General features: G+C 65.7%; 10 protein-coding genes and 1 tRNA gene. 2 read left to right on the forward strand and 9 right to left on the reverse strand.

Annotated features, from left to right (window positions below):
* Positions 1–90: 90 nt before the first annotated feature.
* The 7 genes from G332_RS0103785 to G332_RS0103815 all read right to left on the reverse strand — a co-directional run bounded on the left by G332_RS0103785 (position 91) and on the right by G332_RS0103815 (position 6,492).
* Complete coding sequence (locus G332_RS0103785; protein WP_019625662.1) at positions 91–1,008, reverse strand: MBL fold metallo-hydrolase; 918 nt, start codon at positions 1,006–1,008, stop codon at positions 91–93.
* Between the two features lie 511 nt (positions 1,009–1,519).
* Positions 1,520–1,593 (reverse strand) — tRNA-Gln (locus G332_RS0103790).
* A 40-nt stretch (positions 1,594–1,633) separates the two neighbouring features.
* On the reverse strand, positions 1,634–2,026 hold the full coding sequence (rpsI, locus tag G332_RS0103795) for a 30S ribosomal protein S9 (RefSeq protein WP_019625663.1): 393 nt from the start codon (positions 2,024–2,026) through the stop codon (positions 1,634–1,636).
* Between the two features lie 31 nt (positions 2,027–2,057).
* The gene (gene rplM, locus G332_RS0103800; RefSeq protein WP_017940583.1) at positions 2,058–2,486 is read right to left on the reverse strand and encodes a 50S ribosomal protein L13; all 429 of its coding nucleotides are present in this window, start codon (positions 2,484–2,486) and stop codon (positions 2,058–2,060) included.
* 314 nt (positions 2,487–2,800) lie between these two features.
* Complete coding sequence (locus G332_RS0103805) at positions 2,801–3,280, reverse strand: DUF4168 domain-containing protein (RefSeq protein WP_019625665.1); 480 nt, start codon at positions 3,278–3,280, stop codon at positions 2,801–2,803.
* 300 nt (positions 3,281–3,580) lie between these two features.
* Positions 3,581–4,999 carry a sigma-54 dependent transcriptional regulator gene (locus tag G332_RS0103810; RefSeq protein ID WP_026340569.1) on the reverse strand — a complete coding sequence of 473 codons (1,419 nt, stop codon included), beginning with the start codon at positions 4,997–4,999 and terminating at the stop codon, positions 3,581–3,583.
* Positions 4,996–6,492 (reverse strand): ATP-binding protein, encoded by a 1,497-nt coding sequence (locus tag G332_RS0103815; RefSeq protein WP_019625667.1) that lies wholly within the window; start codon positions 6,490–6,492, stop codon positions 4,996–4,998. Before G332_RS0103815 ends, G332_RS0103810 begins: the two co-directional genes overlap by 4 nt.
* A 444-nt stretch (positions 6,493–6,936) precedes the next feature.
* Here G332_RS0103815 and G332_RS0103820 point away from each other — a divergent pair, with 444 nt between their 5' ends.
* Entirely contained in the window at positions 6,937–7,617 is a 681-nt protein-coding gene (locus G332_RS0103820) for an MBL fold metallo-hydrolase (RefSeq protein ID WP_019625668.1), read from the forward strand.
* Positions 7,618–7,735: 118 nt separating this feature from the next.
* Here G332_RS0103820 and htpX read toward each other — a convergent pair whose 3' ends face one another.
* Both htpX and parC read right to left on the reverse strand, forming a co-directional pair.
* Positions 7,736–8,623: a protease HtpX gene (gene htpX / locus G332_RS0103825; protein WP_019625669.1), complete on the reverse strand. Its 888-nt coding sequence runs from the start codon at positions 8,621–8,623 to the stop codon at positions 7,736–7,738.
* Between the two features lie 107 nt (positions 8,624–8,730).
* Positions 8,731–10,992 (reverse strand): DNA topoisomerase IV subunit A, encoded by a 2,262-nt coding sequence (gene parC, locus G332_RS0103830; protein WP_019625670.1) that lies wholly within the window; start codon positions 10,990–10,992, stop codon positions 8,731–8,733.
* 136 nt (positions 10,993–11,128) lie between these two features.
* On the opposite strand from parC, the gene cls reads away from it, so the two are divergent.
* Positions 11,129–12,550, forward strand: a complete 1,422-nt coding sequence (gene cls / locus G332_RS0103835; protein ID WP_019625671.1) for a cardiolipin synthase — start codon at positions 11,129–11,131, stop codon at positions 12,548–12,550.
* Positions 12,551–12,556 lie beyond the last annotated feature (6 nt).

Consider the following 12,556-nt stretch of genomic DNA (forward strand, 5'->3'; position numbering starts at 1 on the left):
AACCGCACCCGTCCAGTCAGGCGCGGCGGGTGCCTGTGCGCCGCCGATCCGCCCGCAACCGAAACGCGCGACGCACCGCAGCGGAATCGGTCAGAAAAGCTTTTCTTCCATCTCCAGGTAGACCGCGTTCGCATTGCTGCGATTGGTCTGCTCGAATGCGGGGAGGTCTTCGTAGTCGCTCCAGTCCATGGCTGCGTAGGCCTCCTCGAAGGAGTCCATGTTTTCCACCGCGACCGCCATGTGCTCGCGCAGCTTGACCAGATAGTCGCGCGTAAACCGGACGGCCCGCGCCGCCTGATCCGTGCCCTCACCATGACCGGGCACGAGAAACTTCAGATCCATCTCCATCAGCTCCTCCAGACGCCGCACCCAGTTACCGGAATCCAGCGCGGCATCGCCCAGGAACGGGATGCGCCCATCGAACACGATATCCCCGGCGAAGACCACACCCGTCTCCTCCACCACCATGATGATATCGTCGGGCGAGTGCGCCGGACCGGCGTGGACGCAACGAAAGGTCTTGCCACCCAGCTGGATGATGTAATCGTCCTCGAAGAATTCATCCGGCGGGATAATCTGGGTGTCTTCATCTACCCAGGGCGCCAGCACGCCCCGCCGCTGCTCCAGACGCGACGCCGCGCCAGGGCCAGCCAGGTACTCACGGGCTCGGGCCTGGCCGATGATCGTGGCATCGGTATGGTCCGCGAAGGCCTGCAGGCCGTAAATATGATCCGCGTGATAATGCCCTGCGATCACGTACTTGATCGGCTGATCGGTAACCTCGCGGATGCGCCGGATCATCTCGAACCCAAGCGGGGGCGTACCCAGCGCGTCGTACACCACCACGCCCTCGTCGGTGACCACAAACCCGGCGTTCGAGGTATGCCCCTGGTTCTCCGGGTCCGGGATACCGGAGATCCCGACCATATACCAGGTATCGGCGCCCTCCACCTCCTGGGCGGACGTATCAACGGTCACGGGCTCGTAGGGGTTATCGGGTACCGACATCAACACTCTCCTCATCCTTTCCGGGTCTTTCCTGGCTGCACAGCCAGCGACTTTGCACGCTTCCTGAACATTCAGACGCCAGCGGACCGCCAGAATTCCTGCCGGTTACCATTGGCCCGGCCTCTACAGGGAGTGTAGCGAGTTTGACGAGGGGCAAGAAGCCAGGGCAAAACGCGGCGCGCGTGCAGTGCTTCGCTGCGCTCCGCCGAACCTTCCAGGTTCGAACCCTGGACTCGCTCAAATATCCATAGAAAAGGGCCCCGCGAGGGGGCCCTTCTCCTGAAGTAACGACCAGTCCGAAGCAAATGGCGGTGAGCCCCGTCGAGGCGCACACCGCCATGGCTGGGGGACCAGGATGATTCGGCGACTGCGCCGCCTCACCCCTTCGGGGCTGCACGCGCGACGCGCGTGCAGTGCTTCGCTGCGCTCCGCCGAACCTTCCAGGTTCGAACCCTGGACTCGCTCAAATATCCATAGAAAAGGGCCCCGCGAGGGGGCCCTTCTCTATGGATGGCTGGGGGACCAGGATTCGAACCTGGGTTGACGGAGTCAGAGTCCGTAGTCCTACCGCTAGACGATCCCCCAGTAAACCGGGTCGGGCGTTGCCCGAAATTCGAGACGTATTTTAACGCTTCGAGTACTGGGTTGCACGACGGGCCTTGCGCAGGCCGATCTTCTTCCGCTCCACCTCGCGGGCGTCACGGGTGAGGTGGCCGCCACGACGCAGCGGCGAGCGCATCTCTTCATTGTACTGCACCAGAGCGCGGGCAATGCCCAGACGGATCGCGCCAGCCTGACCGTTGCCACCACCACCTTTCACGGTTGCGACCACGTCAAAGTTATCGGTCGACTCGGTCGCCTCCAGCGGCTGACGTACCACCATGCGCGAGGTCTGACGGCCGAAGAACTCGTCCAGCGGCTTCTCGTTAACCGTGATGTTGCCCGTACCGGGACGCAGGAAGACGCGCGCAGCGGCGGTTTTGCGGCGGCCGGTGCCATAATACTGATTGCTAGCCATTCGGATCGATTCCCTTGCTGTTTCTTGCGGCTCAGACTTCGAGCGGCTGCGGCTGCTGGGCCGTGTGCCGATGTTCGGTGCCGGCGTAGACCTTGAGCTTCTTGAACATGGCCCGGCCAAGCGGGTTGCGCGGCAACATGCCCTTGACGGCAAGCTCCAGCACTTTCTCCGGATGACGCTCGATCATCTGGGTGAAGTTGGCTTCCTTGATACCACCCGGGTAGCCGGTGTGGTGGAAGTACTTCTTGTCCATGGCCTTGTTGCCGGAGACGCGAATCTTTTCCGCATTGATCACGACGATATAGTCGCCGGTGTCGACGTGCGGCGTGTACACGGGCTTGTGCTTCCCGCGCAGACGGCGTGCGATCTCCGTGGCGAGTCGCCCGAGGGTCTTGCCGTCGGCGTCGACGAGAAACCAGTCGCGTTCGACTTCTGCCGGCTTGGCGCTGATGGTGCTCATGATGTTCGATGCTCCGAGGTCGGGGCGATTCAGAAAGCGCGCAATAATAACGCTTCCCGTCAGCCGATTCAAGCGCGGCGGAAAGGAATTCCACCCGGCAAAACACGGACGCAGGACCGGACGGGCGCGCAAGGCGCCGCGCCGGCCCACGGACAGCTGTTCACGGGCCAGGCAGCGCCGGATTCGTCCGACAACGAACCAGGCGCCACCGTCCGTAAAGCGCGCACAATACAAAAATACAAAAGGGGGCACCCCGAAAGGTGCCCCCTCCTGCCTGCCCCGGGCACCCGGCCCGGGCAAGCTGCTTCACCCGCTTACAGCTGAGCTTCGGCGCGTTCCTGCACTTCCTGCATCAGCTCGGGATCGTTCTGCAGCGCCATGGCGACTTCGTTGTATTCCTCGACGCTCATGCCCGCATCTTCGACCGCGCTGACCATTTCGTCCTGCGCTTCCTGCTGCATGGACTGGGCCTCGGTCTCGTCCTCGGCGCTCTGCAGGCGGTTGGCGAAGTCCTCGCGCACTTCCTGCACGGCAACGAAGGCCGACACGAAGGTGTCAATGTCTTGCTCGCTCAGGTCCACCGACGGCGCTTCCTGCATCGGGGCACCGCCCTGTGCGGCACCACCCTGGGCACCGGCACCACCTTCATGGGCCGGCGGCTGTCCACCCTGGGCACCGCCCATGTCACCGCCGCCAGCACCACCTTCGGCACCGCCATACTGGGCTGAGGCCGCGCCGCCAACGGCGAACAGGGAGGTAAGGGCCAGGGTGAGGATCGTCTTGCGCATGTTCATGTTTAAGCTCCTTATTGGCTTTGAGGATCGTTCCGAACGGGTGTCGGGATCGCATCCCGCCAAGCGTTCAACCCGTTTTCTTCGCAACGTATGGAGGCCGATTCTCCCGGTTGGGTCCGGTCGGCGGCCCTGGTTGCTGCTCAAAGCAAATGCAGGTGGCGTGCCAAAAAAGAAAAATACCAAAAACGAACTTACTAGTCAGATACTTACAAACAGAAAACGACCCCACACAGGGTCCGGCCGGGGCCCGCTAGAGTGGGTCAGGCTGACACATGGGTCGACCTGACCCGGGTCAGGCTGTCACGTCGGGTCGATTTCTCCGAGCTTGCGATAAAGGGTCTTGCGGCCAATCCCGAGGATTCGCGCCGCGCGCTGCTTGTTGCCGCCCACGTGTTCCAGTACCCGCTGGATGTATTCGCGTTCGCGCTCCTCCAGCGTCGGCCACTGGGTGTCATCCGCCACACCCGGCACCGGGGCACCCCCCGCATCCGCCGGCCCAGTTGCGGCGGGGTCAGTCGCGGCCCCTCCCTGCTCGAAGATCCGCTCGGGCAGATCGCAGGGCTCGATGACCTCGCCCGCCGCCAGCGTGGCGGCCCGCTCCATCAGGCTCGCCAGTTCGCGCACGTTGCCGGGGAACGGGTAACGCAGCAGGGCACGCAGCGCCTCCGGGCTCAAGCGCCGTTCGGGGAGACCTCGGGCCAGACTCTGTTCGCGCAGGAACTGCAGCGCCAATCGCTCGACATCCTCGCCACGCTCGCGCAGTGGCGGGATCTCGATACGAAAGGTCTCCAGCCGGTAATACAGATCCTCGCGGAAACGCCCCTCGGCGATGTGCGCCTGCAGGTCCTGGTGCGTAGCGGCCACGATGCGCACGTTCGTGGCGATCTCCTCGTTGGACCCCACGGGCCGCACGCGGCCATCTTGCAGTAGCCGCAGCAGCTTGCTCTGCATCGCCGCAGGCATCTCCGCGATCTCGTCCAGGAACAGGGTCCCCCCGTCTGCCTCGGTGAACAGGCCACGGCGCGCCCCCCGGGCCCCGCTGAAGGCACCGGCGACATGCCCCAGCAATTCCGACTCCAGCAGGGCTTCGGGGATGCCCGCACAGTTGATCGCGACAAACGGCCCCTCGGCGCGCGGACTCTCGGCGTGCAGGGCACGGGCTACCAGCTCCTTGCCGGTACCGGATTCGCCGGTAATCAGCACACTGCCGTCGGCCACCGCAATCCGCCGAATCAGATCGAACAACCGCAACATGGCCGGGCTGGAACCCTGCATGCCATGGAAGCCGTTACCCTGCGCCAGCACCTCCCGGTAACGGCGGACCTCGGCCTGCAACTGGCGGGCCTCAGTGACGCGGTCGGCAGCCAGACGCAGATGGTCCAGATCCACCGGCTTGGTAAGGAAGTCGTCGGCCCCGGCCTTCAGCGCGGTCACCGCCTGATCAATGGTCCCGAAACCGGTCAGCATGATGAATCCGGGGATGGGTGCCAGCGCCCGCGTCACCTCCAGCACCCGGAAGCCGTCAGCCCCCGGCAGGCGCAGATCACTGACTACCAGACTGAAGGTATGCTGCGCCAGCACCTGTTCGGCATCCTCGGCGCTGCCCACTGCGGTCACGGCATATCCCGCCTCGCTCAGCTCCTCCGCCAGGAGCTCGCGGTGGCCTCGATCGTCTTCCACAACCAGGACCGACTCCCGGGTCTGCATCCGGCCACTCATCGGGACATCTCCTCGTCACTGGTGCCAGTGCCTTTGCGATCCCCGGGTTCCATTGGCAGGGTCACGATGAAGCGCGTCGCCCCCGGCACACTGCGATCCAGCTGCACCTGTCCGCCGTGATCTTCCAGGGCGACCTGCACCACGGCGAGGCCGAGCCCGGTGCCCTGACCGGTCGGCTTGGTGGTGTAGAACGGTTCGAACAGGCGCTCGGCCTGGTCATCCCCAATCCCGCGCCCGGCCTCGGGGCCATCATCCGCCACCACCAGCTCGACGCCCTCCGGCACCGCCCTCCAGCTCACCTCCACCGCGCGTGCCGCCGCCTGGGACGCGTTCTCCAGCAGATTCTCCAGGGCCTGCCCCAGACGCAGCGGATCGGCCACCAGCGTCAGCGGTTCGCCATCCACGTGAAACGCCACTGCCCGATCGCAATGACGGGAGCGGACGCGTTCGATCAGATCCGCCACCAGCGTCCCCAGCTCCAGCGATCGCTGCTGCAGCGGGTTACGCCGGGCGAAGTCCAGCAACTGGCGCACAATCACCTCCACCCGCTCCAGCTCGGCCTTCAGGGCCTGCATCTCCTTGCGCGCCGGATCCCCGTCCGGCAGGTGCCGGATCGCGCGCTGCACCCGCCCCGCAATAATGCCCAGGGGCGTCCCCAGCTCATGCGCCACCCCGGCCGCAAGCTGGCCGATGGCCGCCAGCTTTTCCGAGTGCCGCAATTTCTCCTCCAGGCGCACCTGTTCACGGCGCTGAACCTCCAGTTCAGCCTCCGAGGCCTCGCGCCGCTCCATCATGCGATTCATCGACACCGCCAGCCCGCGCAACTCGGCCGGCCCGACCTCCGGTGCGCGCAGACCACGTTGGCCCTCCCCGATCGCACCCATGGCGGCCATCAAGCGCGAGACATGCCGGCCCACCGCGCGGTGATAGCCGAACAGGACCACCAGCAGGAACAGCCCGGACACCGCCAGCAACAACACCAGGCCCTGGCCCTGCAACTGAGTCACATAGGCTCGGAACGGGGTCACATCGCGGGTCACCTGCAACAATCCGACAATCCGCCCGGCGGGATCGGACAGCGGCAGAAAAAAGGAGAAGGTCTCGCGGCCCCGGTGCTCGCCAAAGGCCCCGAGACTCCCGGTTTCGCTGATCACCCGCGCCTCCCCGCGCCGCTGCAGAGTCGGACTCGGGGGACCACTGGCTGCCACCATACGTCCGTCGGCATCGTAGACGTAGACCCCGAATACCTCCTCGATCTGAAACAGCGAATCCAGCGACTGCTGCACCGCCGCGGCATCGTCCTGCAGCATCGCACTGGCCACCGGCAGACGGATCGAGCGCGCGACCAGCTCGATATCCTCCTGCATACGGTTCTCCATCTGTGTCTGGAATTCCTGCAGTCCGAGCGCCACTACGGCCGCCATCAGCAGCAACAGCGGTAACAACACGAAGGACAACACTGCGGTACGCAGACTGTTCAGACGTCGGGTCATGGCAAAGCGGCCGGTCGGGAAAACACGGATGAATGTACACGCCGCACCCGGAGATCACTGTTGTGCGGGCACGGCAGGCCGAGCAGCGACCATGGTAGACATGCGCGCGACCGGGAGGCCAATGGCAGGCAAAAAAAACGCGGGCCAGAGCCCGCGCCAAGAAAACCACCAAAGGAGGATGGAGGAGTCCACTAACCGCTGACAGGGGGAGGTCAGCAATTAGCGTATGCGAATCTTCTAATATGGAGATGCTGGTGTCAACAGAAAAATGCAATGAAAGTCACACATTCACTCTGTCGCCACCAACCCACACCCTCGAAGACTTGCATACCGGAAAGACGCCCACCCAAGCGATCTATTCCCGAGTTCGAGTACAGTCGCCGGGGCGGCACTGATGAGTGCTCCCCGGCCCGAAACCACGCCCTCATTTACGGATCCATCATTATGCTTCGTCACCTGAGCCACCCCGTCACCCCATTGGCACAAAACGCCACCCTGATCTGGTGCGACGTTACCGGCGCCGGCGCCTGGGTCGACCCCGGCGCAGATGCCGCAGACCTGGCGCAGATCGCCCGCGAACAAGGCGTGCGCCTGGATAAGATTCTGTTGACCCATGGCCACCTGGACCATGTCGGCGCTACGGCCGAACTGGCCCGGGTGGCCGGCCTGCCGATCATCGGACCGCATCGCGCCGACGCTTTCTGGCTGGATCAGCTGCCGAATCAGGCGCGGGTCTTCGGGGTACCCGAGATCCCGCCCCTGACCCCGGACCAATGGCTGGAAGACGGCGACCGCGTCGAACTGGGCGAACTCACCCTGGACGTGCTGCACTGCCCCGGGCACACCCCGGGCCACGTGGTGTTCCACGAGCCCGCAAGCCGGCTGGCTCTGGTCGGCGATGTCCTCTTCCATGGCGCCATCGGCCGCAGCGACTTCCCCCACGGCAACGGCCGCGAACTGCTCGAATCCATCACCGGCAAGCTCTGGCCTCTGGGGGACGACACCCGTTTTGTCCCCGGTCACGGGCCGGAGTCCACCTTCGGAGCAGAACGCCGCAGCAATCCATTTGTCGGGGACGCGGCCCTCGCGGCTGGCGGTGCGCCCGGACGCGGCCGGTTCTATTAACCCCGTCTGTTAGGGAGACGCTGGTTCATCCATGCGCCGCGAATGGGCCCCGGCCTGAACGAAGAAGGCCGCCCTGATGGCGGCCTTCCGATATCTGCCAGAGGCCCCGTTACCCGGTTCAGCCGTTGGCACGCAGCGACGCGATGCGCTGCTCGATCGGCGGGTGGCTCATGAACAGTTTCTTCAGCCCCTCGGCCATGCCCCCGCGGATACCGAACGCCGCCATCTGATCGGGCATGTCCACCTGGCGTCCGGAGGCACGCGCCAGCGACTCCAGCGCACCGATCATCTTGTCGCGTCCGGCCAGTTTCGCCCCGGCCTCGTCGGCGCGGAACTCGCGTTGACGCGAGAACCACATGACGATGATCGAGGCCAGGATCGCCAGGATGATCTCGGCGACGATGGTCGTGATCCAGAATGCCGGGCCATGGCCCGACTCGTTCTTGAAGACGACCCGATCGACGAAGTGCCCGATCACGCGCGCGAGGAAGATCACGAAGGTGTTCACCACCCCCTGAATCAGTGCCAGCGTGACCATGTCGCCATTGGCCACGTGCCCGACCTCGTGGCCCAGCACGGCCTCGACCTCGCCCTGCCCCATGTTCTGCATCAGTCCGGTGCTGACCGCAACCAGTGCATTGTTCTTGCTCATGCCGGTAGCGAAGGCGTTCGGGTCCGGCGAGTCATAGATGCCCACCTCCGGCATGCCGATCCCGGCCTCACGCGCCTGGCGCTTGACGGTCTCCAGCAGCCACTGCTCGGTGGCGTTGCGCGGTTTGTCGATCACGTGGACCTTCATCGTCTTCTTCGCCATCCACTTGGAGATGGCCAGCGAGATAAAGGAACCACCAAACCCGAATACCGCAGCAAAGATCAGCAGCGCATTCAGGTCGAGGTGAACCCCCTCGTCGTCGAGGATGCGCTCCACTCCCAGGATGCGCAGCGTAATGCTGAGCACGATGATGATGGCGAAGTTCGTCGCCAGAAACAACGCAATACGTTTCATGAAGCCTTCCTGTACCCCATAGATATTCAATCAGGATGCGCTAATACTCGGGGCACTTTACTGGAATTCAAGCGCCCCGGGAACAGACCACGATTGCCGCTCCGGGTTCAGGCTGGCCGTACTTCCAGGCGATCCCCGTTCTGGTAGCCGCGCGGCAGCCGGCGCCCGCGGCGGGCGCGCGCGGCCACATACGCCGCCCACTCGGCCGGGGCCAGCGCCTTGAAACGCTTGCCCGCATGCACGACCAGGGTGTCCTGTGGTCCCAGAACGGCCGCATCGAGCACCCGCTCGGTGCCGTCCTTCAGTGCTGCAGAAGGGATACCGATCAGCTTGTTGCCCTTGCCGCGCGCCAGTTCCGGGAGGTCAACGGCCGGGAACAACAGCAGGTAGCCGCGGGTGGTGACGACCGCGATGTGGTCCTCGTGCGGATTGCGCACCGGCGCCGGCTGCAGCACCGCGGACCCGTCGGGCACAGTGAGCACGTTCTTGCCCGCCTTCTGCCGGCCCAGCAGATCGCCAAGCTTCACGACGAAACCGTAGCCATGATCCGAGCCCAGCAGCCAGCGGTCCTCCTCCGCCCCGGTGGCCATGCCGACAAAATGTGCGCCCTCCGGCGGGTTCACGCGACCGGATAGCGGCTCACCCTGCCCGCGCGCGGACGGCAGGGTATGGGCGGGAATGGTATAGGTACGGCCGGTGGAGTCGATGAACACGACCGGCTGGTTGCTACGCCCGGTGACTGCGGCCTGGAAGGCATCCCCGGCCTTGTAGTTCAGACCGCGGGCATCCACGTCGTGGCCCTTGGCCGCGCGCGCCCAGCCCTTCTCCGACAGCACAATGGTCAGCGGCTCGGTGGGCACCAGCGCGGATTCGTCCAGGGCCTGCGCGGCGGCGCGCTGGACCAGCGGCGAGCGGCGCTCGTCGCCATAGTCCGCGGCGTCTTTCTCGATCTCGCGGCGCACCTGGGTGCGCAGGCGGCGTTCGGACCCCAGGGTCTTCTCCAGCTGGTCGCGCTCGCGGGCCAGTTCGTCCTGCTCGCCGCGGATCTTCATCTCCTCGAGCCTGGCCAGGTGGCGCAGCTTCAGTTCCAGGATCGCCTCGGCCTGGATATCGCTCAAGCCAAAGCGGCTCATCAGTTCGGGCTTGGGCTGGTCGTACTCGCGGATGATCGCGATCACCTCATCGATGTTGAGATAAGCGGTCAGCAGGCCTTCCAGCACATGCAGCCGCGCCTGCACCTTTTCGAGGCGCCACTGCAGGCGCCGGCGCACGGTCTCGATGCGGAAGGTCAGCCATTCACTGAGCAGCCCGGCCAGGTCGCGCACCTGCGGGCGCCCGTCGAGGCCGATCACATTCATGTTCACGCGGTAGGTCTTTTCCAGATCCGTGGTCGCGAACAGGTGGGCCATCAGCGCCTCGACATCGACGCGGTTCGAGCGCGGGGTAATCACCAGACGGGTCGGGTGCTCGTGATCGGACTCGTCGCGCAGGTCCTCGACCATCGGCAGCTTCTTCGCGCGGATCTGGCTGGCGATCTGCTCCAGCAGCTTGGCCCCGGAGACCTGGTGCGGCAGCGCGGTGACCACGATGTCGTCGCCTTCGCGTTCATAGCGCGCCCGCGCGCGGATCGAGCCCTGCCCGGTCTCGTAGACCCGCCGCAGCTCGGCGGGCGGGGAAATAATCTCGGCCTCGGTGGGAAAATCCGGCGCCGGCAGGTGCTCGCACAGCTCCGCCACCGTCGCCTTCGGGTGCTCCAGCAGGTGTACGCAGGCCGCGGCCACCTCGCGCAGGTTGTGCGGCGGGATGTCGGTGGCCATGCCCACGGCGATCCCGGAGCCACCGTTCAGCAGCACATTCGGAAGCCGGGCCGGTAACACCTTCGGCTCCTCCAGCGCGCCGTCGAAATTCGGCACCCAGTCCACGGTGCCCTGCCCCAGCTCGGACAACAGCAAGCGGGCGTAGCGCGACAGGCGCGACTCGGTGTAGCGCATCGCGGCGAAGGACTTGGGATCGTCCGGCGAACCCCAGTTGCCCTGGCCATCGACAAAGGGGTAGCGGTAGGAGAACGGCTGCGCCATCAGCACCATCGCCTCGTAGCAGGCCGAGTCGCCATGCGGATGGAACTTGCCGAGCACGTCGCCAACGGTGCGCGCGGACTTCTTGTACTTGGCCGTGGCCGACAGCCCCAACTCGCTCATCGCGTAGATGATGCGGCGCTGCACGGGCTTGAGCCCGTCACCGATATGCGGCAGCGCTCGGTCCAGGATCACGTACATGGAATAGTCCAGGTACGCCTTCTCGGTGAAGTCCTTCAGCGGCAGCTGCTCGCTACTGCCGGGGAACAGACCCAGGGTCTCGGTATCGGTCATCGGCGGTCTCGCGGACGTGGATAAGCCGGGCTTTCATGCCGGGCCCGGCCCGCGTACTGTAGCGGGCAAGCGCCGGGCATTCCACGGCGCGGCGGCCAAACGCAATACCGGATCGCAGCAACGGAGGAGCCCGCTCGTGCCGGATACAGGCTGGATCGCCAGTATCACTGCGGCTGCCGTCTTCGTCTTCGCGGCGGCCAGCGCCGTGCACGCCCTGCTGCAGCGCCGCGATACCGGCACCATCATCGCCTGGGTCGGACTGATCGTGCTGCTGCCCCTGGCCGGTTCCCTGCTCTACTGGCTGTTTGGCGTCAATCGCATCCGGCGCCGCGCCCACGCGTTGCGCGCCGGCTACCTGATCACCGACCCCAGCCTCGAGCACACCACCCGGATCGAGCCCCCGGCGCGCTGGGCGCGCCTGCTGCGAGCCGGGGACCAGCTGAGCCCGTTCCGTCTGACCGGCGGCAACGCCATCGACCCCCTGTTCGACGGTGATCGCGCCTATGCGCGCATGCTGGACGCGATCGACAACGCCCGCGACAGCATCGCTCTGGCCACCTATATCTTCGACTGCGACCCGGTGGGCGAACGCTTCATCACATGCCTGCATCAGGCCCGGGACCGCGGCGTGCAAGTGCGTGTCCTGATCGACGCCATCGGCGCTCGCTACAGCCGGCGCAATACCCTCCGCCGGCTGCGCCGCGCCGGGATCCCGGCTGCGACCTTCATGCCGGTTCACCTGCCCCGCAGCCTCGCCGCCTTCAATCTGCGCAATCACCGCAAGATGCTGGTGGTCGACGGCCAGCGCGCGTTCACCGGGGGCATGAACATCCGTCGCGGACACAGCCATGCCGACCCCGGCCGACACCCCGTCCAGGATCTCCACTTCGAGTTGCGAGGCCCTGCCTGCGCCCAGCTGCAGCGCGTATTCGGGGAGGACTGGCTGTTCGCCACCGGCGAGCGCCTGAACGGGTCGAAATGGTTCCCGGAGACCCTCGCTGCCGCGGGGGCAAGGGCCTGCCGCGGTCTGCCGGATGGCCCGGACGAGGACTTCGAGGTCCTCCATTTCACGTTGCAGGTGGCGCTGGCCGAGGCCCGCGAGCAGGTCACCATCGCGACCCCGTACTTCCTGCCCGGCGTCGCCCTGACCGGAGCCCTCAAGGCCGCGGCCCTGCGCGGGGTGCAAGTGGACATCCTGATACCGGCGCGCAGCAACCTGCGTCTGGTGGAATGGGCCAGCCGTCCGCAACAGGCCGAGCTGCTGGAACGTGGCTGCCGACTGTGGCTCACGCCCGAGCCCTTCAATCATTCCAAGCTCATGCTGGTCGACCGGGAATGGGCCCTGGTCGGGTCGGCCAACTGGGACCCGCGCAGCCTGCGCCTGAACTTCGAGTTCAATCTGGAATGCCTGGATCGCGGTCTCGGCGCGGAGCTCGCACGCTGGGCCGACGACCTGCGCGCACAGGCTCACCCCCTGACGCTCGAAGAGGTGCGCGCGCGACCGTTGCTCGGCCAGCTACGCGACGGCGCCGCGCGCCTGTTAACGCCTTACCTGTGAGGTGAC

Origin of the sequence: Thioalkalivibrio sp. ALJT, assembly GCF_000381825.1 — a bacterium.
In the GTDB taxonomy this organism is placed as follows: domain Bacteria; phylum Pseudomonadota; class Gammaproteobacteria; order Ectothiorhodospirales; family Ectothiorhodospiraceae; genus Thioalkalivibrio.